At 71.4% G+C, this 25,107-nt stretch carries 18 protein-coding genes and 1 pseudogene; 12 read left to right on the forward strand and 7 right to left on the reverse strand.

Annotation, left to right across the window (positions count from 1 at the left end; all coding sequences use genetic code 11):
• Positions 1-27 precede the first annotated feature (27 nt).
• The 5 genes from AC3CH1_RS05555 (at position 28) to AC3CH1_RS05575 (ending at position 6,829) form a co-directional block, all read left to right on the forward strand.
• Entirely contained in the window at positions 28-1,644 is a 1,617-nt protein-coding gene (locus tag AC3CH1_RS05555; protein ID WP_488461830.1) for a beta-N-acetylhexosaminidase, read from the forward strand.
• Positions 1,645-1,681: 37 nt separating this feature from the next.
• A complete protein-coding gene (locus AC3CH1_RS05560) occupies positions 1,682-3,118 on the forward strand; it encodes a cellulose binding domain-containing protein (protein ID WP_488461831.1) in 1,437 nt (478 codons plus the stop codon).
• Between the two features lie 214 nt (positions 3,119-3,332).
• Positions 3,333-4,172: a TIM barrel protein gene (locus AC3CH1_RS05565; protein ID WP_488461832.1), complete on the forward strand. Its 840-nt coding sequence runs from the start codon at positions 3,333-3,335 to the stop codon at positions 4,170-4,172.
• Positions 4,173-4,251: 79 nt separating this feature from the next.
• A complete protein-coding gene (locus AC3CH1_RS05570; RefSeq protein ID WP_488461833.1) occupies positions 4,252-5,145 on the forward strand; it encodes a 2-hydroxy-3-oxopropionate reductase in 894 nt (297 codons plus the stop codon).
• 226 nt (positions 5,146-5,371) lie between these two features.
• Positions 5,372-6,829 (forward strand): catalase, encoded by a 1,458-nt coding sequence (locus AC3CH1_RS05575; protein WP_488461834.1) that lies wholly within the window; start codon positions 5,372-5,374, stop codon positions 6,827-6,829.
• A gap of 281 nt (positions 6,830-7,110) precedes the next feature.
• Here AC3CH1_RS05575 and AC3CH1_RS05580 read toward each other — a convergent pair whose 3' ends face one another.
• Positions 7,111-7,968 carry a choice-of-anchor K domain-containing protein gene (locus AC3CH1_RS05580; RefSeq protein ID WP_488461835.1) on the reverse strand — a complete coding sequence of 286 codons (858 nt, stop codon included), beginning with the start codon at positions 7,966-7,968 and terminating at the stop codon, positions 7,111-7,113.
• 711 nt (positions 7,969-8,679) lie between these two features.
• On the reverse strand, positions 8,680-10,464 hold the full coding sequence (gcl, locus tag AC3CH1_RS05585) for a glyoxylate carboligase (protein ID WP_488461836.1): 1,785 nt from the start codon (positions 10,462-10,464) through the stop codon (positions 8,680-8,682).
• 262 nt (positions 10,465-10,726) lie between these two features.
• Here gcl and AC3CH1_RS05590 point away from each other — a divergent pair, with 262 nt between their 5' ends.
• The 4 genes and pseudogenes from AC3CH1_RS05590 to AC3CH1_RS05605 all read left to right on the forward strand — a co-directional run bounded on the left by AC3CH1_RS05590 (position 10,727) and on the right by AC3CH1_RS05605 (position 14,924).
• Positions 10,727-11,437, forward strand: a complete 711-nt coding sequence (locus AC3CH1_RS05590; protein ID WP_488461837.1) for a hypothetical protein — start codon at positions 10,727-10,729, stop codon at positions 11,435-11,437.
• A gap of 218 nt (positions 11,438-11,655) precedes the next feature.
• On the forward strand, positions 11,656-12,285 hold the full coding sequence (locus tag AC3CH1_RS05595) for a GNAT family N-acetyltransferase (protein WP_488461838.1): 630 nt from the start codon (positions 11,656-11,658) through the stop codon (positions 12,283-12,285).
• A 9-nt stretch (positions 12,286-12,294) separates the two neighbouring features.
• Positions 12,295-12,492 (forward strand): hypothetical protein, encoded by a 198-nt coding sequence (locus AC3CH1_RS05600; protein ID WP_488461839.1) that lies wholly within the window; start codon positions 12,295-12,297, stop codon positions 12,490-12,492.
• Between the two features lie 627 nt (positions 12,493-13,119).
• Positions 13,120-14,924, forward strand: a pseudogene (locus AC3CH1_RS05605) (ATP-binding SpoIIE family protein phosphatase).
• A gap of 218 nt (positions 14,925-15,142) precedes the next feature.
• Here AC3CH1_RS05605 and AC3CH1_RS05610 read toward each other — a convergent pair.
• On the reverse strand, positions 15,143-16,783 hold the full coding sequence (locus AC3CH1_RS05610; RefSeq protein ID WP_488461840.1) for an AMP-binding protein: 1,641 nt from the start codon (positions 16,781-16,783) through the stop codon (positions 15,143-15,145).
• Positions 16,780-18,456: an AMP-binding protein gene (locus AC3CH1_RS05615; RefSeq protein ID WP_488461841.1), complete on the reverse strand. Its 1,677-nt coding sequence runs from the start codon at positions 18,454-18,456 to the stop codon at positions 16,780-16,782. Before AC3CH1_RS05615 ends, AC3CH1_RS05610 begins: the two co-directional genes overlap by 4 nt.
• Before the next feature lie 132 nt (positions 18,457-18,588).
• On the opposite strand from AC3CH1_RS05615, the gene AC3CH1_RS05620 reads away from it, so the two are divergent.
• The gene (locus tag AC3CH1_RS05620) at positions 18,589-19,431 is read left to right on the forward strand and encodes a response regulator transcription factor (RefSeq protein WP_488461842.1); all 843 of its coding nucleotides are present in this window, start codon (positions 18,589-18,591) and stop codon (positions 19,429-19,431) included.
• Positions 19,432-19,466: 35 nt separating this feature from the next.
• On the opposite strand, the gene AC3CH1_RS05625 is transcribed toward AC3CH1_RS05620, so the two are convergent.
• The 3 genes from AC3CH1_RS05625 to AC3CH1_RS05635 form a co-directional block, all read right to left on the reverse strand.
• Complete coding sequence (locus AC3CH1_RS05625) at positions 19,467-20,603, reverse strand: winged helix DNA-binding domain-containing protein (RefSeq protein ID WP_488461843.1); 1,137 nt, start codon at positions 20,601-20,603, stop codon at positions 19,467-19,469.
• A gap of 94 nt (positions 20,604-20,697) precedes the next feature.
• Complete coding sequence (locus AC3CH1_RS05630; protein WP_488461844.1) at positions 20,698-21,735, reverse strand: glutathione S-transferase family protein; 1,038 nt, start codon at positions 21,733-21,735, stop codon at positions 20,698-20,700.
• Positions 21,732-23,231, reverse strand: a complete 1,500-nt coding sequence (locus AC3CH1_RS05635; protein WP_488461845.1) for an MFS transporter — start codon at positions 23,229-23,231, stop codon at positions 21,732-21,734. The genes AC3CH1_RS05630 and AC3CH1_RS05635 overlap by 4 nt, the downstream gene beginning before the upstream one ends.
• A 128-nt stretch (positions 23,232-23,359) precedes the next feature.
• Between AC3CH1_RS05635 and AC3CH1_RS05640 the strand changes: the two genes are divergently transcribed.
• Positions 23,360-23,755 carry a VOC family protein gene (locus tag AC3CH1_RS05640; RefSeq protein WP_403755637.1) on the forward strand — a complete coding sequence of 132 codons (396 nt, stop codon included), beginning with the start codon at positions 23,360-23,362 and terminating at the stop codon, positions 23,753-23,755.
• 203 nt (positions 23,756-23,958) lie between these two features.
• Positions 23,959-25,038: a glycoside hydrolase family 5 protein gene (locus AC3CH1_RS05645; protein ID WP_488461846.1), complete on the forward strand. Its 1,080-nt coding sequence runs from the start codon at positions 23,959-23,961 to the stop codon at positions 25,036-25,038.
• The last annotated feature ends 69 nt before the right edge of the window (positions 25,039-25,107 follow it).

Here is a 25,107-nt window from a genome sequence, read left to right on the forward strand (position 1 = left end):
GTCCGCGAACCGAATCCGGAGACCGCCGTGCCCGCATCGCGCCCCGACCTCGCCCTCCTTCCCCGGCCCACCAAGGTCTCCTCGCTCGGCGGCCGGCTCACCCTCGACCGGGACACCACCGTCCGGGCGCTGCCGGGCGCGGAGCCGGCGGCGGACCTGCTGCGCTCCCTGGTCGGCCGCGCGGCCGGACTCCCTCTCGCCCCGGCGTCGGACGGCCGGGTCGTCCTCGCCCTGGACGAGCGGCTCGGCGGCCTCGGCGAGGAGGGGTACGGGCTGACGGTCGCCCCGCAGGCCCTCCAACTGCGCGCGGCCCATCTCACCGGGCTGCTCCGGGGCGTCCAGACGATCCGCCAGCTCCTGCCCGCCGAGGCCCTGTCGGGCGGTGCGTCGGGGGCCGGGTCCTGGGAGCTGCCGTGCGTCGAGATCACCGACGTGCCGGACCGGCCGTGGCGCGGGGCGATGCTGGACGTGGCGCGGCGCTTCCAGCCGGTCGGCTATCTGCGCCGGTACGTGGACCTGCTGGCGCTGCACAAGCTGAACGTCCTGCACCTCCACCTCACCGACGACCAGGGCTGGCGGATGCCGGTCGACGCCTACCCCCGGCTGATCTCGGTCGGCTCCCGGCGGGCCCGGTCGCAGAAGGGCCCGACCGGCCCGGACGGGGCGCACTTCGACGCGGTGCCGCACGAAGGGTCGTACACCAAGGCGGAGTTGCGGGGCCTGGTGCGGTACGCGGCGGAGCGCGGGGTCACCGTCGTACCGGAGATCGAGATGCCCGGCCATGTGCGGGCGGCGCTCGCCGCCTACCCGGAGCTGGGCAACCACCCCGGGCGTGAGCTGGACGTGTGGACCCGCTGGGGGGTGTGCGACACGATCCTCGGCGTGCACGAGGAGGTCTTCGCCTTCTGCCGGGCCGTGCTGGAGGAGGTGATGGACGTCTTCCCGTCTCCGTACCTCCACATCGGGGGCGAGGAGTGCCCGACCACCGAGTGGGAGGAGAGCCCGGCCGCCCGGAAACGCGCGGCGGCGCTGGGGCTCGCGGACCCGGCGGCGTTGCACGGCTGGTTCATGGGGCGGGTCGGGGCGTTCCTCGTGGAGCGCGGCCGGATTCCGCTCGGCTGGGTCGAGAACGGCGCCGAACTCCCTCCGGAATTCACGGTGATGACCTGGCGCGACTCCTCGCACGCCCGGGCCGCCGCCCACCGGGGCCATCAGGTGATCGCCGCGCACCACCGGGCGACCTACCTCGACTACGCCCAGTCCGGCGACCCGTCCGAGCCGGTGGCCCAGCCCGGGTCGCCGGTCCCGCTGCGCACGGTCCACGACTACGAACCGGCGCCGCTGGACTGGCCGGAGGCGGACCGGGCGCGGGTGCTCGGGACGCAGGCCCAGTTGTGGACCGAGTACGCCCGCACCCCCGAGGAGATCGAGTACCTCAGCTACCCACGGCTCTGCGCGCTGGCCGACCGGTCCTGGTCCGGCGGGCGCGGCGACTGGCCTGGGTTCGTCGAGCGGCTGCGCCACCACACCGCCCGGCTGGACGCCCTGGGCGTCCCCTACCGCCCGCTGGACGCGCGGTCGCTCGCGACAGCCGCGTACGCGTCCCCGTCCCCGTCCTCAGGAACAGCGCGACCCCACTCGTAGCCACTCCCCCACCACCGTTCCGGAGAGGAACACACCCGTGAACACATCACGCAGGAATCCGCGCGGGTCCAGACTGCGCACCGCCGCCGCCTCGGCCGCCGCCGTGGCCCTGGCCGCCACCGGTCTGGCCGCGCTGCCGTCCTCGGCCAACGCCGCGGCGGACGGGATCGTCGTCCAGTACCGCACCAGCGCGTCCGGCGCGAGCGCCGACCAGAGCGAGCCGTGGCTGAAGGTCCGTAACACCGGCTCCACCTCCGTACCGCTGAGCAGCGTCAAGGTGCGCTACTACTTCAAGGCCGACGCGGCCTCCGCCGCCTACCGCTTCGCCTGCTCCTGGGCGGTGAAGGGGTGCGCGAACATCACCGGCACGTTCGGGACGCTCGCGAAGCCGACCTCCACCGCGGACCGCTATCTGGAGATCGGTTTCACCGCCGGGGCCGGTTCGCTGGCGCCGGGGGCGGACACCGGAGACATGCAGCTCCGCTTCCACCAGAGCTCCTGGGCCTCGCTCGTCCAGTCCGACGACTACTCCTTCGGCGCGGACAGGACGGCGTACGGAGACTGGTCCAGAGTGACCGCCCATGTCTCCGGGGCGACCGTGTGGGGCGAGGCTCCCGGGGGCAACGGCCCGACCGACCCGCCGGACCCGACGGACCCGCCGGGCGACGCGCCGACGCTGTTCGACGACTTCGACTACGGCTCCCACACCGACCCCGAGATCAACGCGAACGGCTGGAGCGTCCGGTCCAACTCCGGCGGCCCCGGGGTTCCGGGCGCGACCTGGGCCCCGGAGAACGTGACCTTCGCCGACCAGGGCGGAAACTCGGTGATGAACCTGGAGACATCGACGGCCGGCACGGGGGCCTCGACGAAGCACACCGAGATCCTGACCAAGTCGATGAAGTTCAAGAACGGGACGTACGCGTCCCGGGTGAAGTTCAGTGACGCGCCGCGCTCGGGTCCGGACGGCGACCGGATCGTGCAGACGTTCTTCACGATCAACGATCTGAAGGCGCCGATGGCGGACGACTACGCGGAGTACGACTTCGAGTATCTGCCCAACGGCGGCTGGGGCGAGCCCGCGAACATCTTCTACGCGACGTCGTGGGAGACCTACCGGCCCGACCCGTGGGAGGCGGTCAACGCGCACAGCGAGGTCCGGCAGTCGTACGCGGGCTGGCACGACCTGGTGGTGACCATCGACGACGACCGGATCACGTACTACGTCGACGGGCAGCACTTCGGGACGCACGGGGCGGCCTACCTGCCCGAGCGGCCGATGTCGATCAACTTCAACCAGTGGCTGATCGACCTGCAGGGGCAGCCGAGCACCACGCCCCGCGCCTACGACCAGCAGGTGGACTACGTCCTGCACGTGAAGGACCAGGTGCTCACTCCGGCACAGGTCAACGCGATGGTCGGGGCGTACCGGGGTGCGGGGACAAGCTTCGAGGACACGGTTCCGGCCGGATAGCGGGGGCCGTACGGCGTGAGAGCCGGGCGGGGCGGGGGTCGAGGGCGGCCCCCGCCCCGCTTTCGTATGCCCAAAGGCACCCGCGCCACCGATTCCGTACGCCGTCGGCCGGGGCGAATTTTCCGGCACCCCTTGACAGCCCCGCCACCCTCCGGGCAATCTTCCGTTAAGCAGAAACTAACTTCCGCAATACGGAAGGAGCGCCGACATCCTCATGGGATACCCGGACCAGCGCTTCGATGTGAACCTTTCGATCCTCTTCACGGAACTCCCGCTCCTGGAGCGACCCGCGGCAGCCGCCGCGGCGGGCTTCACGGCGGTCGAGCTGTGGTGGCCCTGGATCGAGACCCCCACCCCTCCGCAGGCTGAGCTCGACGCCCTCAAGAAGGCGCTCGACGACGCCGGCACCCAGCTGGTGGGGCTGAACTTCTACGCCGGACAGCTGCCCGGCCCCGACCGCGGGGCGCTCTCCGTGCCCGGCACGGAGTCGGACCGCTTCCGGGCCAACATCGAGGTGGCGGCCGACTTCGCCGCCTCGGTCGGCTGCACGGCGCTCAACGCGCTGTACGGCAACCGCGTCGAGGGCGCGGACCCGCAGGTGCAGGACGCGCTCGCCCTGGAGAACCTGGTGCTGGCCGCCCGCGCGGCGGACCGGATCGGGGCGATCCTCCTCGTCGAGACCCTCAACAAGCCGGAGTCGCCGCTCTATCCGCTGGTCAGCGCACCGGCCGCGATCGAAGTCGTCGACAAGGTGAACGCCGCGACGGGTCTCGGGAACGCCAAGTTCCTGCTGGACCTGTACCACCTCTCGATGAACGGCGAGGCCCTGAGCCAGGTCGTCAAGGCGTATGCCGCGAAGACCGGCCACGTCCAGATCGCCGACAACCCTGGCCGCGGCGCGCCGGGCACCGGCTCGCTGCCGCTGGAGCAGCTCCTCGACGAGCTGAAGGACGCCGGGTACGCGGGCTGGGTCGGCCTGGAGTACAAGCCCGGCGACCGGCCGAGCGCGGAGTCCTTCGACTGGCTCCCGGCGTCGGCCCGAGCGGCCCGCTGACCGGTCGCGGGCGGGCCGGGCCGACCCTGCGTCGCGCCCAACCCCCTTACGTAAACACGTTTTTCAGGAAGGCACCCTCATGAGCAACAACCTCCCCAAGGTTGCGTGGATCGGCCTCGGCATCATGGGCTCCCCCATGTCCGAGAACCTGGTCAAGGCCGGTTACGACGTCACCGGATACACCCTGGAGCAGGACAAGGTCGACCGCCTGGTCGCGGCCGGCGGCAACGGCGCCTCCTCGATCGCGGACGCGGTCAAGGACGCGGACGTCGTCATCACGATGGTGCCCGCCTCCCCGCAGGTCGAGGCCATCGCCTACGGCCCCGACGGCATCCTGGAGAACGCCAAGCGCGGCGCCCTGCTGGTGGACATGTCCTCCATCACCCCGCAGACCTCCGTGGACCTCGCCAAGAACGCGGCCGAGAAGGGCATCCGGGTCCTGGACGCGCCGGTCTCCGGCGGCGAGGCCGGCGCCATCGAGGCGGTCCTGTCCATCATGGTCGGCGGTGAGCAGGCGGACTTCGACGCCGCGAAGCCGCTGCTGGAGGCACTGGGCAAGACCATCGTGCTCTGCGGCCCGCACGGGTCCGGCCAGACGGTGAAGGCGGCCAACCAGCTGATCGTCGCGGTCAACATCCAGGCCTGCGCCGAGGCCGTGGTCTTCCTGGAGAAGTCCGGCGTCGACCTCGCCGCCGCCCTGGACGTCCTCAACGGCGGCCTCGCCGGCTCGACCGTGCTGACCCGCAAGAAGGACAACTTCCTGAAGCGGGACTTCGCCCCCGGCTTCCGGATCGACCTGCACCACAAGGACATGGGCATCGTCACGGACGCCGCCCGCAACGTCGGCGCGGCCCTGCCCGTCGGCGGCGTGGTCGCCCAGCTGGTCGCCTCGCTGCGCGCCCAGGGCGACGGCGGCCTGGACCACTCGGCGCTGCTGCGCTCGGTCGAGCGGCTGTCCGGCTCCCAGGTCTGACCACCTCGCTCCGCGAGGAGCCCCTGGCCTCGTACGGGGCCACGGCCCGCACGACGGGCCCCCTGATCTCCGGGCCGCGGTGGCGCTGACACCTGTCCTGTCGCGCCCAGGCGCTGCCGCGGCCCGGAACCACACACTTCGTTTTCAACAAACTGTTGACGTTGTCTCGCGGCGAATCTACGCTCCTCAAGCCGTCAGCAGCTCGTACGAAAGGTCATCCCGCCACATGGCTAAGCGTGTGCTCACGACCGAGTCAGGCGCCCCGGTCGCCGACAACCAGAACTCCGCCACCGCCGGTGCGGGTGGACCGATCCTCCTCCAGGACCAGCACCTCCTGGAGAAGCTCGCCCGTTTCAACCGTGAGCGCATCCCGGAGCGCGTGGTGCACGCCCGCGGTTCCGGCGCGTACGGCTACTTCGAGGTCACCGACGACGTCACGGGCTTCACCCGCGCCGACTTCCTCTCCGAGGTGGGCAAGCGCACCGAGACGTTCATCCGCTTCTCGACCGTCGCCGACTCGCTCGGCGGCGCGGACGCGGTCCGCGACCCGCGCGGTTTCGCCCTCAAGTTCTATACGGACGAGGGCAATTACGACCTGGTCGGGAACAACACCCCGGTGTTCTTCATCAAGGACCCCATCAAGTTCCCCGACTTCATCCACTCGCAGAAGCGCGACCCGTTCACGGGCAAGCAGGAGCCGGACAACGTCTGGGACTTCTGGGGCCACTCCCCCGAAGCCACCCACCAGGTCACCTGGCTGATGGGCGACCGCGGCATCCCCGCCTCGTACCGTCACATGAACGGCTTCGGGTCGCACACCTACCAGTGGACGAACGCCGCGGGCGAGGCCTTCTTCGTCAAGTACCACTTCAAGACGAACCAGGGCGTGCGCTCCCTCTCCAGCGAGCAGGCCGCCGAGCTCGTCGGCAAGGACGCCAACTCCCACCAGACGGACCTGCTCCAGGCCATCGAGCGCGGCGTCAACCCCTCCTGGACGCTGCACGTCCAGGTGATGCCGGCCGCCGACGCCGCCGACTACCGGTTCAACCCGTTCGACCTCACCAAGGTGTGGCCGCACGGCGACTACCCGCTTCAGCGGGTCGGCCGCCTGGTCCTGGACCGCAACCCGGACAACGTCTTCGCCGAGGTCGAGCAGGCCGCGTTCTCCCCGAACAACTTCGTGCCCGGCATCGGCCCGTCCCCGGACAAGATGCTCCAGGGCCGGCTGTTCGCCTACGCGGACGCGCACCGCTACCGCCTGGGCGTCAACCACACCCACCTGCCGGTGAACGCGCCGCGCACCGCCGTCGTCGACAACTACGGCCGCGACGGCGTCCACGCGACCCGCAACGGCTCGCGCCACGACAAGAACTACGAGCCCAACTCGTACGCCGGTCCGGCGCAGACCGACGCGGCGCTCGCCGCCCCGCTGGCGATCCACGGCTGGACGGGCACGCACGAGGCGCCCGCTCACACCAAGGACGACGACTTCTTCCAGGCGGGCGAACTCTTCCGGCTCATGTCGGAGGACGAGAAGGGCCGCCTGGTCGCGAACATCGCCGGAGGCCTCTCGCAGGTCACCCGCGACGACGTGATCGAGAAGAACCTCGCCCACTTCCACGCCGCCGACGCCGACTACGGCAAGCGTGTCGAGGAGGCCGTCCGCGCGCTGCGCGAGGACTGAGCTTCCCCCTGGACCCTGCCCGTACCGCGCACCCGGATGAGGGGTGCCGCGCGGCACGGGCAGGACGACGAGGCCGCGGCGGTCGAGCGATGCCAGTGCGGTGGTGAAGGACCCGGGGACCGTCTCCTGACCTGAAGGAGACGCCCTCCCCCGGGCCGATCGCCGCCGCCGCGGTCCCTGTCACCCGGCGACACCTCTGTCGCTCCCCGAACGAGGGCGCGGAGTACGGATACGGTCCCGTACTCCGCGCCCTTTCGCGCGTATGGGCCCGAGCCCCGGGATCAGGGGGCCCCGGCGCCGTAGCTGTAGTCGGAGACGACCGTGTCGTCGGTGTCGCGGAGGCGGGCGGTGTCGCCCTTGTCGTTCCAGAGGGGGCGTCCACTGCCGTAGACGTAACCACCCCACTCCGGGTGCACTTCGTTGGTGTAGATGCGGATCCGCTGGCCGGGCTGGAGCACGGTGTTCGGCGGGAAGGCGAAGTTCTGGCCGGGGTCATCGGCGAAGAGGGTCCAGCCGGAGATGTCCGCGGCGGCCGTGCCCCGGTTGACGATCTCGACGTACTCGTCGGCCTGCGTGCGCTTGACCGCACCCTTGTAGTGGATGTCGGAGATGACCACGTCCGGGGCACCCACCCGAGAGAGCGCGGCGACGATGTGGGCGCTGTTGGCGCCGTTCTCCGGGCTGATGAACTTGTTGACGATCTGGCCGTTCTGCTTGAAGCCCGTGATCACGACGGCGTACTCCTCGCCGTCGATGGTCACGCTCTCCGGGGAGACCCTGGTGGGCAGGTCGACCTCGTCGTCGGGGGTGGGGCCGTCGTTGGGCGTCTCGAAGTGGTGGAAACGGAAGCTGAAGTCGCGGTCGGTGTCGTCCTCCTCGAACCGGACGCGCACCGCGAGATCGACGTCGAACTGGTTGTTCGCCCCGCCCTGGATGGGGAAGTTCTGGTGGGTGAAGGTGCCCAGCGTGAACTCGGAGCCGTCGGCCTTCACCTCGATCGTCCCGCCGGCGAACACGTAGCCGCTCTTGCCTCCGCCGACGGGAACACCCCACTGGACATGGTCGGTGCTGAGACCCGAGAGGTTGGGCGGGGCAGGGCTGACAGCGGTCCAGGTTCCGGACGTCGTGACTGTGGACATGCTTGGACATCTCCTTCTTCGGTTGTGCGTCGCCGCCCGTTGGGCGGGCGCCTGGGACGCGTCGGGGGTCGACGGGTGGCGTCGGGCCGACTCCGGGAGCTGCCTCCGCCCGACCGCGTCCGACACCCTCCCCAGCGGTTCCCGCGGAGAATCCGCGTTCCTGACCAGGACACCGCGTCCCGCCGCACGGGCGCCGTAATCCGGTCACGTGCGAGGAGGCCGCAGCAGGCCTGAATCGCGCGGTCCTCGGCCCGGCGCCGGCGGATCCCCCCGGCAGGTGACCGCTGCCGTTCGTCCGGAGTAGCGGAGTGCCCGCACGGAGGGTGGCTCGTAGGCCACCTCCGCTACCGCGCGAGCATGGCCCGATGTTGCGTCCCTCGTTCGAGTGATAGGGCGCTCTGCGGTGGAGGGAAGGACGTGGAGGGCCGAAGTCCTGGCCCGGGTCATCATGCCGCCGGGTGGGTTGTCGGAAGGCCCGGGACATGGCCAAGGGCTGTCCCTCAATTCCCGGTGGATCAGCGCGCGGCGTCAGATGCGGTGCATCGCAAGGCGGAGGGACGTCCGCATACTGGATGTATGCGGATGTTCCGACAACGCGGCGAGGTGCCGTAGCTGTCGTCGCGCGCCCGCCGGGAATTGGGGGACAGCCCTTGGGGCCCCTGCCCCGGAGGTTCGCTCCGGGGCAGGGGCCCTCGTCGGGGGACGGGTCCGTCAGGACGCCGTCAGGGGGCGGATCGCGGTGGGCGCGTGGGACGCGTCCGTGGCGATGTCCTCGAACTCGTTGACCGACGCGATGTCACTGCCGCTCATCGCGATGTTCGTGACCCGCTCCAGGATCGCCTCCACGACCACCGGCACCCGGAATTCCGCGGCGAGCTTCTTCGCCTCCTCGAAGGCCGGCAGCAGCTGGTCCGGCTCGGTGACCCGGATCGCCTTGCAGCCGAGTCCCTCGACGACCTTGACGTGGTCGACGCCGTAGACGCCCAGCTCCGGGGAGTTGAGGTTCTCGAACTCCAGGTTGACCTGGAAGTCGATGTCGAAGTTGCGCTGCGCCTGGCGGATGAGCCCCAGGTAGGAGTTGTTCACCAGGACGTGGACGTACGGGATGCGGTGCTGCGCGCCGACGGCCAGCTCCTCCAGCATGAACTGGAAGTCGTAGTCGCCGGAGAGCGCGACGACCGTGCCGTCCGGGTCCGCGGTGGCGACGCCCAGCGCGGCCGGGATCGTCCAGCCGAGGGGGCCCGCCTGGCCGCAGTTGATCCAGTGACGCGGCTTGTAGACGTGCAGCATCTGCGCGCCGGCGATCTGGGAGAGCCCGATCGTGGTGACGTAACGGGTCTCGGGGCCGAACGCCCGGTTCATCTCCTCGTACACGCGCTGCGGCTTGAGCGGCACGTTGTCGAAGTGGGTCCGGCGCTGGAGGGTCGCCCTGCGCTCCTGCGTGGAGGCGGCCCACGCCGAGCGGTCCTTCAGCTCGCCCGCGGCCTTCAGCTCGCGCGCCACCTCGACGAAGAGCGTCAGCGCGGCCTTGGCGTCCGAGGCGATGCCGAGGTCCGGGGCGAAGATCCTGCCGAGCTGGGTGGGCTCGATGTCGACGTGCACGAAGGTGCGGCCCTGGGTGTAGACGTCCAGCTTGCCGGTGTGGCGGTTGGCCCAGCGGTTGCCGATGCCGAGGACGAAGTCGGACTCCAGGAAATTCGCGTTGCCGTAGCGGTGCGAGGTCTGGAGGCCCACCATGCCGGCGTTCAGATCGTGGTCGTCGGGGAGGATGCCCCAGCCCATCAGCGTCGGGATGACCGGGACGCCGGTCAACTCGGCGAACTCCACCAGGAGTTCGGAGGCGTCGGCGTTGATGATGCCGCCGCCCGCGACGAGCACCGGGCGCTCCGAGGCGTTCAGCATCTGGATCGCCCGCTCGATCTGCTTGCGGGAGGCCGCGGGCTTGTGGACCGGGAGGGGTTCGTACAGCTCGGGGTCGAACTCGATCTCCGTGAGCTGGACGTCGATCGGCAGGTCGATGAGGACCGGGCCGGGCCGGCCGGTGCGCATCAGGTGGAAGGCCTGCTGGAAGACGCCGGGGACCTGCGCGGCCTCCAGGACGGTCGTCGCCGCCTTGGTGACCGGCTTGGCGATCGACGCGATGTCGACGGCCTGGAAGTCCTCCTTGTGCAGCACGGCGGTCGGGGCCTGGCCGGTGATGCAGAGGATCGGGATGGAGTCGGCGATGGCGGAGTACAGACCGGTGATCATGTCGGTGCCCGCCGGGCCCGATGTGCCGATGCAGACGCCGATGTTGCCGGCCTTGGCCCGGGTGTAGCCCTCGGCCATGTGGGAGGCGCCCTCGACGTGCCGGGCCAGTGTGTGCTGCACCCCGCCGGAGGCCTTGAGGGCCGCGTAGAAGGGGTTGATCGCCGCACCCGGCACACCGAACGCGTTGCTGACGCCTTCGCGCTTGAGGATCTCAACTGCCGCTCGGGCAGCGGTCATACGAGGCATTGAGTGCTCCTGCTCGGGATTGGTGGAGTCGGGCTCTGTCGCGCCACCTGAGAGCACCAATTCCGCATTACGGAAATTCAGTTCTGCTATACGGAAGCAATCTAAAACGTGCGGCGACCCCCGTCAAGGGCGCGGACGGCCGCCCGCCCCCATGGAAGTCCGCAAACCCCCTCCCCAGGGCCTCGCTACTGGGGGACGATGGCGTAACGAGGGAGGCACGGAGCGCAGTCGGCCGCGCCGTCCGTGCCGGAGGGAGACGATCGTGGAGTTCGTGCCGGTACGGTGCCCTGTCTGCGGCCGGGACCACGCGTACAGCACACCGGCCTACCCCTGCCCGTGCGGGACGCCCGGCGCACCGCCGCTGCTGCGGGACGCCCCGGCGGTCCTGGTCACCCACCGCAGCTGGAACGACGCGTGGGTGACCGTCCGCTGCGCGTCCTGCGCCCGGGAGAATCAGTGGCCCCAGCCCGAGCTGTGCTGTCCGTGCGGGACCGTCCTGCGGATACCGGTGCGCCCGGTGGCCGCCGCGCCGGCCCCGGCCCCGCCGGTCTCCCCCGCTCACATCCCTCTCCCGCGCACTGCCGCGCACCCGCGCCCGGCCTTCCGGCCGATGACGATCCGCACGGGCCACGACGCGGTGAGCGCGGCCGGCCTCTATCTGACCTGGCTGGGCTACCGCGACGTCGGCCGGCCCGGGGCGGGCCCGGCCTCCGGCATCGACCTGCGGGCCGACGGGCTGATCGCGCGGGTCGACTCCAGCACCCGGCCGACGAGGCTGCGCGCGGTCGAGACCCTCTGGCTCAACGCGCTGGGCGCGTCGGTGACCGGCGTGTTCTTCTCCCTCGCGGGATACGGGGCCGAGGCTCGGGACCGCGCGGACGGCGTCGGCCTCCCGCTCTTCGTCATGGACCTCACCGGGACCCCGCAGCCGGTGAACTGCCCCGCGGACGAGCTGGTGAGCACGGGCGCGTGATGCGGCGGCAACGGCGAAGGGCCGGGTGGCGCGGTGCCGAACGCGAGGATCCCGGGGTGCGACTCCGTAAGGAGCTCGGGGTGCGACTCCGTAAGGAGCTCGGGGTGCGACTCCGTAAGGAGCTCCGGGGAGCACGCTCGTGCCCGGGTGCTGTCGGCCGGACATCCATATCCGGCCACGGCGTACCGGTCCGCCGCCCGGCGCGGCACACTGAGTACATGCGTATCCGCTCCGCCAGACGCTCGGATCTCCCGCTGCTCCAGGACATCGAGCGCGCCGCAGGGGAACCGTTCCGGGACCTGGGCATGGCCTTCGTGGCCGACGACGATCCGCCCCCGCTCGACCTGCTGGAGAGCTACCGGCTGGCAGGCCGCTGCTGGGTGGCCTCCGATCCCCTCTCCGCCACCGGCGACCGGCCGCTCGGCTACGTGCTCGCCGACCCCGTCGACGACGCCCTGCACATCGAGCAGGTCTCGGTCGACCCCGCCGCCGCCCGCCGGGGCATCGGCCGGGAGCTGATCGCCCACCTCGCCGCCCTGGCCGCGGCCCGGGGCATGGCGGCCCTCACCCTGACCACGTTCACCGATGTGCCGTGGAACGCGCCGTACTACGCCCGTATCGGCTTCCACGTCCTGGCCGAGCGGGAACTCACCGACGGACTGCGCGCGATCCGCGCCGAGGAGGCCCAGCACGGCCTGGACCGCTGGCCCCGGGTCTGCATGCGCCGCGAACTGACCTCCACCGCCCGGCCGTCGGGCGCCGCGGGGGCCGGGAGGATCCCGCGTGTGCCGAACGCCTCGGGGTCCCCGGAGGCTTCGGAAGCCGTGGCTGTCAGTGGTGGCACGTAAGCTGTGCGCATGGCTTTACTCCCGGACAGCTCCCACCCCGCAGACCGCCCCGCGCCCGCCGCCGAGCACGCCAACGAGGCCATCCGCGCCCTCGTCGACGCCTCCGGACAGGACTGGTCCGAGGTGGAGGCGGCGACCTACGAAGTGCTGCTCATCGAGTGGGCGACGGCGACCCGGGGCGGCCCCGACATCATCGAAGCCGCCTGACCCGCCCCCCGCCACGCTCCCCCGCGCAGCTTCTTCTACGACCTGCGACCCCAGGAGAAGGACCGTACTGTCCTCCATCTTCCGCAGGTCAGGAGTTGGTCCAGTTGAGAGTGCTGAGGACCAGTCGATAGCCATCGCGTACCCGCGCGACGCGGGGCGGCGGTGTGCGGGCGCTCCCGCGGCGGTGGCCCCCTCGGGTCGAGACCGGCGGCGAAGTCCGTGAAGGGCCGCCGTGCCGCTGCGGCGTCCGTCGGCTTCGGGCCGAGCATGAACAGGTACGCCGCGAACGCCTGCCCGACCGGCGCGGCAGGGCTGCCGCGAGGAGGTCGTCGACCGCCCCGGTCTCTGCGGGGCAGAAGAAGAGCAGGTCCCCCACGGCACGGTCCGCATGCGTGGCCGCCTCCGATGTGCCGTTGTACGGATCGTGACCGTTGTGGTCGGTCGCCACCGCTCATCATCTCGTCGTGGAAGTCGAATCCGGGAGCCAGATAAGGGGGGGCCAGCAACAGGCGCCGGGTCACGGTCCCCGCACAGGTGAGCCACATCAGGGATACCCGGAGGTGCCGCAGCCGTTTCCGGTGCACACTGGGCTCCAAGAGGCGTCGAATCCTCTTTGGAGGCGGAAGAGTGAACGCCGGCAGTGGTAGACGGCGCCTGCCCGGCCGGGGCTCCGCCGGGCGACGCGCGGTCGGCGCGAACGTGCGGTTCCGCCGGGGCAGAGGCGTCCTGCCGCCGGACCGGTTCACCACGCGCAGCCGTCTCGCCTGGCTGAATTCCGCCGATTCCCGCATCGGCACGACCCTGGACCTGGAGCGCACCGCACAAGAACTCGCCGAGTTCACCGTGCCCGGCTTCGCCGACGGGGCGGCCGTGGACATCCTCGAGAGCGTCCTGCGGGGCGACGAGGGCTCCCGAAGGACCGAACGCGGCATCCCACAGATGCGGGCCACGGCGCTGTGCGCCATCGAGGAGCTCTCCAACCTGGAGCCGACCCCGGTGGGCGAGATCTTCGTGCACGCCAAGCAGCCGCACGAGACGCTGCTCCACCGGTACGTCCTCCGGCAGGGCAAGCCGGTGCTGCTGAGCAGGATGCGCGACGACGACTTCATCCACGTCGCACCCACCGCGAGCGCCGCCGCGCAGTTGCGTGCCGCCGGCGTGCACAGCTACCTGGCCGTGCCCCTGATCGCCCGGGGGCTGCTGCTCGGCAGCGCCGACTTCGTGCGCGGCCGCGGAACCCCGCCGTTCTCCACCACCGACCTGGCGCTGGCGGAGCAGCTCGCCTCCAAGGCGGCGGTCTTCATCGACAACGCACGTCTGTACGGGCGGGAGCGCGAGCACGTCGTCTCCTTGCAGCGCTCCCTGCTACCGCGCGGCACCCCGGCGACGCCGGGCCTGCGGGTGCACTCCGAGTACGCGCCCGCGGCGGCGCATCAAGGCGTGGGCGGGGACTGGTACGACGTGATGGCCCTGCCCGGCGGACGGACGGCCCTGATGGTGGGCGACGTGATGGGGCACGGGCTGCCCGCCGCCGCCACCATGGGGCGCCTGCGGACGGTGGCCCGCACGCTGATGACCCTGGACATGGCCCCCGAGCGGATCCTCGCGCGGCTCGACCTGGCCACCCGCGACCTGGAGGACGAGCAGGTCTCCACCTGCCTGTGCGCGGTCTACGACCCCGCCGACTCCTCCTACACGCTGGCGAGCGCCGGGCACCTGCCGCCGCTGCTCCTCGACGGGCAGGGCGCCGCCGACCTCGTCCCGGTGCCGACCGGCGCGCCGCTGGGAGCGGGCGTGATCCCGTACGACCCCTGCGGCTGCGCGTCCCGGACGGCGCCCACCTGGTCATGTACACGGACGGCCTGATCAAGTCCCGGGACGAGGACGTGGACGCCCAGTTGGACCGGCTGCGTGCGGCGGCGCTGAGCCTGCCGCCCGGGTCGCTGGAGAAGGGCGGCTTGGTGGAGCGCGCCCCGGCCGCCGCCGCCCGGTTCGACGAGGCGGTGCTCCTCGTCACCACGAGCGCCGCACTCCCGGCCGGGGACCTGCGGGTGTGGGAGCTGCCGCAGGACGGCCGGGCCGCCTCGGTCGCCCGTGGTCTCGTCACGGGCCAGCTCGCCGCATGGGGGCTCGATGAACTCGCCGACGTCTCCGAGCTCGTCGTCTCCGAACTGGTCGGCAACGCACTGCGCTACGGGAACGGCCCCGGCGAGCTGCGGCTGCTGCGCGGGGAACGCTTCGTCGTCGAGGTGTCGGACACCGGCCCCGACCTGCCCCAGATCCAGCACGCGGGCCTCAGCGACGAGGGCGGACGGGGCCTTCAGCTCATCAACATGCTGTGCCGCCGCTGGGGTTCGTCCCGCACGGTCACCGGCAAGGTGGTCTGGGCGGAACAGAACATGCCGTCCTCGGTCTTGGACCGCAGCTCATAGGCCGGAGCCCCAGCGTCGAAGTCGGTGTAGGGCCCGGTTCTGCTTAGGCGGGGCGGGATGCCGGGCGGGGCCGCGGTGTGCTCCCCGAGGTGTCTCAGGGTGATGCTGGACGTCCACGTGGTTGAGCTGAGCACCGCTTAGACGTTACCCCCACGAACAGCATCGTCATCACGCTCCAGGCCATGGCTGCTACGGCCCACCCCCTACTCGTCATGGGGTCAGCATGACGCACCAGGATCGGACCCGGGTTCCCAGTCCGCGTACGCCTCGCGCAGTTCGATCTTGCGGACCTTTCCGCTCACCGTCATCGGGAAGGCCTCCGGGATCCGCAGCCCGCGCGGAATCTTGTAGTGCGCGAGCCGCTCCCGGCAGTATGCGGCGATCTCCTCGAGGGTGGGCGGGTCGGCGGGGTCCCGGGGGATGACGCAGGCCAGGATCTCCTCGCCGTAGCGCTCGTGCGGCACCCCGACCACCTGGACGTCGGCGACCTTTGGATGGCCGTACAGGAACTCCTCGATCTCCCGCGGGTACACGTTCTCGCCGCCCCGGATGATCATGTCCTTGATCCGGCCGACAACCTGGACGTATCCGTCCTCGCGCATCACCGCAAGGTCCCCCGTGTGCATCCACCGCCCGGCGTCGACGACTTCAGCGGTACGGTCGGGCTGGTCCCAGTAGCCGAGCATCACGCTGTAGCCGCGGGTGCGCAGCTCGCCGGCGGTGCCGCGCGGCAGCGTGACACCAGTGGCCGGGTCGACGACCTTGACCTCGATGTGCGGCAGCGCGCGGCCCACCGTGCCGGTGCGGCGATCGAGGTCGTCCTCGCGGCGGGTCTGGGTGGAGACCGGGGACGTCTCCGTCATCCCGTAGCAGATGGACACCTCGGCCATGTGCATCTCGGCGACGACCCGCTTCATCACCTCGGCCGGACAGGGCGAACCGGCCATGATCCCGGTGCGCAGCGAGGAGAGGTCGTACCCGGCGAAGTCCGGCAGATTCAGCTCGGCGATGAACATGGTGGGCACGCCGTACAGCGAGGTGCAGCGCTCCTGCTGGACGGCGGTCAGCACGGCTGCGGGCTCGAAGGACGGCCCGGGGATCACGATGCAGGCACCATGCGAGGTGCTGGCGAGATTCCCCATCACCATGCCGAAGCAGTGGTAGAAGGGGACCGGGAGACAGATCCGGTCGGCCTCCGTGTACGCGATCGTCTCCCCGACGAAATACCCGTTGTTGAGGATGTTGTGGTGGGAAAGCGTCGCCCCTTTGGGGAAGCCCGTGGTGCCGGAGGTGTACTGGATGTTGATCGGGTCGTCGCATGACAACTCCGCCTCACGGGCTGCCAGTTGCGCCCGGGTGACGGCGGGCGCGGCCGCGGTCAGCTCGTCCCAGGACGGGTCGCCGATGTAGTGGACGGCGCGCAGGTCGGGGCAGGTGGAGCGGACCTGTTCCACGAGGGCGCGGTAGTCGCTGGTGCGGTGGGAGAGGGAAGCGACCAGCAAGGAGACGCCGGCCTGCTGGAGGACGAATTCCACCTCGTGGGCGCGGTAGGCGGGGTTGATGGTGACCATGACGGCCCCGATCCGGGCCGTGGCGTACTGCACGAGCACCCACTCCGGGCAATTGACCGCCCAGATGCCGACCCGGTCGCCCTTCGCCACCCCCGACGCCATCAGGGCGCGGGCCAACACGTGGACGTCCGAAACGAATTGGGTGTACGTCCAGCGTCGGCCCGAGGCCATGTCGACCAGCGCCTCCCGGTCGCCATGTGCCGCGGCCGTCCGGTCGAGGTCGCGGCCGATGGTGTCGCCGAGCAGCGCGGTGGAGCCGACGCCGTGCGCGTACGACTGGGTGCTCACGTGAGGTCCCCCTCGTCGAACTCGGCGCCGGAGCCCAGGGCGGTGCGTTCCCGCAGTTCGATGCGGCGGATCTTGCCCGACACGGTCTTGGGCAGCTCCGCGAACTCCAGCCTGCGGACGCGTTTGTACGGGGCGAGGACCGCCCGGGAGTGCTCGAAGAGGACCTTCGCGGTGTCCGGTCCCGGCTCCCAGCCCTCCGCGAGGACGACGTACGCCTTGGGGACAGAGAGGCGGAGCGGGTCGGGGGCGGGTACGACGGCGGCCTCGGCGACCGCCTCGTGCTCCAGCAGGGCGCTCTCCAGCTCGAACGGGGAGATCTTGTAGTCGGAGGCCTTGAACACGTCGTCGGCGCGGCCCACATAGGTGATGTAGCCGTCCGCGTCACGGGCGCCGATGTCCCCGGTGCGGTAGTAGCCGCCCGCCATCGCCTCGGCGGTGCGGTCCGGGTCGCCGTGGTAGCCGGTCATCAGGCCGACGGGGCGGTCGGCCAGATCGAGGGAGATCTCGCCCTCGGCCGCCCCGGGCTGTCCGCTGACCGGGTCGAGCAGTTCGACGGTGAAGCCGGGGCTCGGCCGTCCCATGGAGCCGGTCTTGAGGAGCTGACCGGGGGTGTTGGCGACCTGGACAGCGGTCTCCGTCTGGCCGAACCCGTCGCGGATGGTGACGCCCCACTCCCGCCGGACCGTCTCGATGACCTCCGGGTTCAGCGGCTCACCGGCCGCGACGACCTCGCGCGGCGGGACCTTCAGCTGGCTCAGGTCGGCCTGGATGAGCATGCGCCAGACGGTCGGCGGGGCGCAGAAGCTCGTGATGCCCGAGCGGTCCATCTCGGCCATCAGGCGGCCCGCGTCGAAGCGGGAGTAGTTGAAGATGAAGACGGTGGCCTCGGCCGTCCACGGGGCGAAGAGGTTGGACCAGGCGTGCTTGGCCCAGCCGGGCGAGGAGATGTTCAGATGGACGTCGCCCGGCCTCAGTCCGATCCAGTACATCGTCGACAGGTGGCCCACGGGGTAGGACACATGGGTGTGCTCGACCAGCTTGGGGCTGGCGGTGGTGCCGGAGGTGAAGTAGAGCATCAGCGGCTCGTCCGCGTCCGTCTCCCGGCCCGGTGTGAACGCGGCGGACGCCTCGGCCGCCCCCGCGTACGGCAACCAGCCCGCCACCTCCTCGCCGACCGCGATCCGGGTGTAGTCCCCGGGGACCTCGTCGAACTTCGCGGTGTCCGCGTCCCGCGCCAGCACATGGCGCACCCGGCCGCGCTCCACCCGGTCGCGCAGGTCGGCGGGGCCGAGGAGCGGGGTGGCGGGGATGACGACGGCGCGCAGCTTCATCGCGGCGAGGGCGGTCTCCCACAGCTCGACCTGGTTGCCGAGCATCACGAGGACGCGGTCGCCCGCCCGTACGCCCTGTGCCTTCAGCCAGTTGGCGGCCCGGTCGGAGCGCTCCGACATCGCCGCGAAGGACACCTCGGTGCGCCGCCCGTCCTCCTCCACGATGTGCAGGGCGGTGCGGTCGTTGTTCTCGGCGATGACGTCGAACCAGTCAAGGGCCCAGTTGAAGTGGTCCGGCCGGGGCCAGCGGAAGCCGGCGTAGGCCCGCTCGTAGTCCTCGCGGTGCTCCAGCAGGAAGTCCCGGGCCGCCCGGAACCTCTCGGTAGCACTGGTTGCCGACATGTGCCCTCCTCATTACGGACCGGTCGCCTGCCATCATGTAAACAGTGACCCAGGTCATACCACCCCCGGACGGGGGTGGTCCGCTCCCCCATGAGAGGGGGAGCGGCACGGGCCGGGTGGGAGGACATCGGAGTGCCGGAACCGGTCGACGCGGTCGAGATGCAGGCCGCGCTGTTGAGGCTGCGCCGCACGAGCGGGCTTCCCGTGGTCTTCGGCGGCCTGCTGTCCGACGCACGCCATGCCCGGATCGCCGAGCTGAACGGGGCGCAGACCAGTGCGCTGCGGGGGCTCGTCGTCTCCGCCGGGAGCGGTTTGGGCGGCAAGGCCATCGCGCTGGCCCGGCCCTGTGCCGTGACGGACTACGCCTCTTCGCGCCACATCAGCCACGAGTACGACGCGGCGGTGGCGGCGGAGGGGCTGCGCTCGGTCGTCGCGGTCCCCGTCGTCGTACGGCGCGCGGTGCGGGGCGTGCTGTACGGGGCGCTGCGTACGCCGGTCTCGCTGGGCGACCGGACGTTCGACGCGATGGTGGCGGCGGCCCGTGACGTGGAGCAGTCGCTCGCGGTGCGGGACGAGGTGCGGCGGTTGTTGGCGGCGGGCCGGGAGCAGGTGACCGATCCGGACACGGCGCCCGGCGCCTGGGAGGACGTGCGCGAGGCCCACCGCGAACTGCGCGCGCTGGTCCCTAGGGTCCTGGACCCGGCCCTGCGTGCCGAGTTGCTGGACGTCTGCGGGCGGTTGGCCTCGGCGGCGGGGGCCAAGGCGCCCGCGGCCCGGGAGGTCCGCCTCGCGCCGCGCGAGGTGGACGTGGTGGCGTGTGTGGCGGCGGGCGCGACGAACGCGGCGGCCGCCGAGCGGCTGGGGCTGCGGCCGGAGACGGTGAAGGGGTATCTGCGGTCCGCGATGAGGAAGTTGGGGGCGCACACGCGGCTGGAGGCCGTGGTGGCGGCCCGCCGGGCGGGGCTGCTGCCCTGATCCCTGGCCTGCGGGCCACGGGACCCGCGGGGGTCTCAGTCGCCGTAGTCCAGGAACGTGCCGAACCGGACGTCGTGGTCCGTCGCGTCCATCATCACGGTCAGCATCCGCGCCGCCTCCTCGGTGATCTCCGCGCGCTCGGCGCGGACCAGGCTCCGCAGCGGTTGGACGGTCAGGATCGCGGTTGCGCCCTCGCGTTCGACGCGCCAGACCGCGTCGAAGAATCCGTCGATCAGCACGGACCCGTACGCCTGGTTGCCCACCCCGTTGCGCCCCTTGTTCACCGGGGCGATCACGCGGGTGCGGTCGGCGTGGCCGAGGAGGAGGTTGTCGAACTCGGGCAGGAAGCGCGGCGGGGCCGGGGTGTCGGGGTCGGGGCGCGGGGCGTCCGGGAGGTCGAAGAGCTCGACGCCCCTCTCGTCCCGGAAGGTGAGCAGCCGGGGCCTGAGCCGTTCGAAGACCTCCTTCGTGCGGGTGAGTCCCGCCCATGACTGGAAGTCCATCACCGAGGCGGGGCCGAACGCCCCCAGGTAGCGCAGCACGGTGGCGTCGGGTGCGGGCACCGGTTCGGCGGGCCGGCCCAGCCAGTGCTCCACGGTGGTCAGGGCGACCTGTCCGCCGCGTCCCCACAGTCCACGCGGGGTGACCTGGACCAGGGGCAGCAGACAGCGGGCGGCGACGGTGAGCGCGAGGGGGTCGGCGTCCGGCCAGCGGGCGAGGAGCTCCTCCCGCAACTCCTTCACCGGGCGCGGGCGCTCCACGACCAGCTCCTCGGCCACCGCGGCGAGCCGGTCCAGGTCCACGCCCTCCAGTCCGCGCCGGAAGGTCTTCAGCTCCCGCTCGCGCGCCGCCTGCACCAGGGGGCGCAGGGTGAGCGCGTCGTCCGCCGTATGGGTGTGGAGGGTGGAGCGGAGGGTGACGATCCGGACCACCTCGCGGGACGCCATCAGGGCGGACAGCTCTTCGGGGTCGAAGTCCGCGAGGCGGGCGTACAGCTGGAAGTACGGTGGCTTGGTGTTCTGGGCCTGGAGCCCGAGGAGGTGGGCGACGGCGTCCTTCGCGGACATCGGCGACCGGTGCAGCAGGAGCTGTCGGTCCAGGGTCGCCCGGTTCAGCGCCCGCGCGGAGAGGACGGCGGGCTGTGCGGCGGTGCGGTGCGTCTTCGCTGCCATGGTCCGCACGGTACCGGGGCTTGCGGACAGTTACGGTCCGCAAGGAGCGGCGGGCGCGCGTCACGCCCACCGGGCCCGTGCGCCGCGCGCCCGGTCAGGCGGGAGGCACGGGGGTGACCCGCTCGCCCGGGGGCACGGGGCCCGGGGGTGTGCCGTCGCCGAACGGGCGACCGCCGAGTTGTTCGCGGTGGTGCGGAGCACTCCAGCCGGAGAGGTCGGGGCCGACGGGGACGATGCCGGTGGGGTTGATGCCCGTGTGCACCTGGTAGTAGTGCCGCTTGATGTGGTCGAAGTCGACCGTGTCGCCGAATCCGGGTGTCTGGAAGAGGTCGCGGACGTAACCCCACAGGACGCGGTCCTCGGTCAGTTTGTTCCGGTTGCACTTGAAGTGGCCGTGGTAGACGGCGTCGAAGCGGACCAGGGTGGTGAAGAGCCGGATGTCGGCCTCGGTGATGGTGTCGCCGACCAGGTAGCGACGGTCCGCGAGGCGGGCGGAGACCAGGTCGAGGCGGCGGAACAGGGCGGCGTACGCCTCCTCGTACTCCTCCTGGGAGCTGGCGAACCCCGCGCGGTACACGCCGTTGTTGACGTCCCGGTAGATGCCCTCCATGACCTCGTCGATCTCGTCGCGCAGCGGTTCGGGGTAGAGGTCGGGGGCGCCGGGCCGGTGCAGGGCGGTCCATTCGGTGGCGAGGTCGAGGGTGATTCGCTGGTAGTCGTTGGTGACCAGTTTCCCGCTCGGTACGTCCACGATCGCGGGCACGCTGACGCCTCCGGGGTAGCCGTCCTCCCGGGCGTCGTAGGCCTCGCTGAGATAGCGGATGCCGAGGACCGGGTCCTGGCCGCCCGGGTCGAGGGTGAAGCGCCAGCTGCGGTCGTCCTGGATCGGGTCGGCGACGGCGAGCGACAGCGCGTCCTCCAGGCCGAGGAGCCGCCGGGAGACCAGGGCGCGGCTCGCCCAGGGGCAGGCGCGGCTGACGACGAGCCGGTAGCGGCCCGGCTCCACGGGCCATCCATCGCGCCCGTCGGCGGTGATCCGGTCGGCGAAGTGGCTCCGGGACCGCTTGAAGGGCTTGTGGCCGTAGGAGGTGTTGCCGTCGCTCCCGGCGCTGTCCGTTGTCGTGTCGCTCATGCCGCGCTCCTCGATGCCTCGTTCGGTTCGTGTGCTGTGCGTCGTCTGCCCCGTCGGTCGGCTCCGACCTCCGCCAGCGCCACGATCAGGGCGGCGAGGACGAAGGCGACGGAGACGACGAGCCCGTGGTCGTAGGCGTCGGCCCAGCCGTCCGGGCCGACCTGGGCGAAGAACACCGCGCCGACGGCGGCGATCCCGATCGCGGAGCCGACCCGTTGGCCGGTCTGGAGGGTGCCCCCGGCGCTGCCGGCCCGGTTCACCGGGACCTCCGCGAGGGTCAGCGTCTGGTTCGGGGCGATGACCAGGCCGCTGCCGAGGCCGGCCAGGAGCAGCGGGGCGGCCATCGCCCAGCCCGCGCCGGTGCCCGGGACCAGGTGGACGGCGAGGGCGGTGCCGGCGAGGCCGAGCGCGACCATGGCCAGGCCCGCCGCCACGAGGGGGCGGCCGAAGCGCCCGACGAGCCGGCCGCCGATGGACGCGGCGACGCCGGAGCCGAGGGCGAAGGGGGTGATGGCGAGCCCGGCCAGGAGGGCGGAGTAGCCCAGGCCGGACTGGAGGTAGAGGGTCGTGACGAAGAAGATCGAGGTGAACCCGGCGAAGTAGAGCAGGATCAGCAGGCAGCCCAGCCAGTAGGAGCGCAGCCGGAACAGCGACAGGTCCAGGACCGGGTGGGTGCGTCCGCCCGTGCACCGCGACTCCCAGGCCGTGAACGCGGCGAACAGGGCCCCGGCCAGGAGGAGCAGGAGCCATTTTCCGTTTCCGGGCCACTGCTGGGCCTGGACGAACGGCAGCAGCAGCGCGAGCACGCCGGCCCCGAGCAGGGCGACGCCCACCGGGTCCAGGTCGCGTGGCCTCACCCGGCCGGCCGACGGGGTGTCCGGGAGCAGCCGGTGGGCGAGCAGGAGGCAGACGGCGCCGAGCGGGAGGTTGACGTAGAAGACCCAGCGCCAGCCGTGTTCCGGTCCGGCGGCCTGGATGAGCAGGCCGCCGAGCAGCGGGCCCACGGCGGTGGAGATGCCGACGACGGTGCCGAACATGCCGAAGGCCCGGCCGCGCTCGCGCCCGGAGAACATCTGCTGGATCAGGGCGGAGATCTGCGGGGAGATCAGACCGCCCGCGATGCCCTGCACCAGGCGGGCGACGACCAGCCACAGGCTGGACTGGGCGGCCCCGCAGGCGGCGGAGGCCAGGGTGAAGAGGGCCAGCCCCGCCATGAAGACCGCCCGGCGGCCCCGCGCGTCGCCCAGGCGTCCGGCGGGGATGAGGAAGAGCCCGAAGGCGAGGGCGTAGCCGGAGAGCACCCATTGGAGGTCGGACTCGGGGGTGTTCAGGCCCTCCCGGATCGAGGGAAGGGCCACGTTGACGATGGAGACGTCCAGCAGGGTCATGAAGCCCGCCACCAGGCAGACGGCCAGGGCCCGCCAACGCCGGGGGTCGGGTCCGTCCGGGGTGGCGTCGCCCCCGGCCGGCCCGGGATGCTCCGCGCTCCGTGCCATGGTTCGCACCTTAGGTCGCGTGGGATGTTTCCTCACCCGGGACGCGTCCGCGCCGGTGGCCCGGATTCCGGATTCCCGGACGGGCCCGTGGCGGCGTGGCAGCGCCCGGTGGGGGTACTGGTTCCCGCATGACTGTGGAGAAAACGAGCGTCCTCGTCCTGGACTGCGCCGAACCCATCGAGCTGGCCGAGTTCTACGCCGCTCTGCTCGACGCGGAGATACGGATCGGCTCCGACCCGGATTTCGTCGAGATCGTCGGCAACGACGGAGTCCGGCTGGCGATCCGCCGCGATCACGGCTACGCGCCGCCGAGCTGGCCGCGCCCGGAGGACTCGCAGCAGGCGCATCTGCGGATCCTGGTCGGCCCGGAGAACATCGACGAGGCCGAGCGGGAGGCGATCGGGCTGGGGGCCCGGCCCGTCGACACCGGCGACAGCAACAGCGGCCCCCGGGACGTGAGGGTGTACGGGGACCCGGCGGGCCACTCGTTCTCGCTGGCGGTCTATCCGCTGCCACAGGGCTGAGCGCCCCGGGAGGGCCGGGCGGGACACGGGTATAACGGCGCACAAGGGAGCGCGCTCGGCGGAAGGGTCCCAACAGGCCCTTCCGCCGAGCGCGTTAATAGGCAGGAAAGTTTCCCAACGCTGTTGACGGCAATTGGAAGGAAGCTTTACTTTCAGTTCTGCCGACATGGCGTCTCCCACCCCCCTCCGAAGGGAGCACCACCATGCACCAGCGCACCACGCCCCCCACCGGTTCCACCCCCACGACCGGCCGACGCGGAATGGCCCGCAAGGCCCTGCTCGCCGCGTCCGCGCTCGGTGTCGTCACCGCGCTGATGGCTCCCGTCCGGGCGGGAGCCGCCCCGGCTCCCGTCTCCCCCACCGCCGCCACCCCGCTCGCCGCCAACGGACAGCTCTCCGTCTGCGGCCGACAGCTCTGCAACGCCTCCGGCCAGGCCATCGCCCTCAACGGGATGAGCACGCACGGCACCCAGTGGTACGCCCAGTGCGTCACCAACGGATCGCTCGACGCCCTGGCCCAGGACTGGCGCGCCGACGTGCTGCGCGTCTCCACCTACGTGCAGGAAGGCGGGTACGAGACCGACCCCGCCGGATTCACCGCCCGTGCGCAGAAGTTCGTCGACGCGGCGCACGCTCGCGGCATGTACGCGGTCATCGACTGGCACATGCTCTCCCCGGGCGACCCGAACGCGAACCTGGCGCGGGCGAAGACCTTCTTCACGGCGATGGCGAAGAAGTACAAGAACCACCCGGGGGTGCTCTACGAGATCGCCAACGAGCCCTCGGGGGTGAGCTGGTCGGGCATCAAGTCGTACGCCGAGCAGATCATCCCGGTGATCCGGGCCCAGGACCCCGACGCGGTGGTCCTGGTCGGGACGCGCGCCTGGTCGTCCTTCGGCGTATCCGAGGGCTCAGGCGAGTCGGAGGTCGTGAACAACCCCGTCCGCGCCTCGAACATCATGTACACCTTCCACTTCTACGCGGCCTCGCACCGCGAGGAGTATCTGAGCGCGCTCGACCGGGCCTCCAACAAACTGCCCGTGTTCGTCACCGAGTTCGGCACGCAGAACTACGCGGGCGAGGGCGCCAACGACTTCACCATGTCGCAGCGCTACCTGGATCTGATGAAGCGCAAGAAGATCTCGTGGACCAACTGGAACTACTCCGACGACCACCGTTCCGGAGCCGTCTTCAAGACCGGCACCTGCGACGGGACCAACTGGACGGGGACCGGGGTCCTCAAGGAGGCCGGCGTCTGGATCCGCGACCGCATCCGCCAGTGACCCCCGCCGCCCGGCCGGGACGCACACGCTCATGACCCGCCCGGTGCGGTCCTCACCCGGACCGCACCG

It is taken from the genome of Streptomyces sp. MGP-P1 (assembly GCF_057766565.1).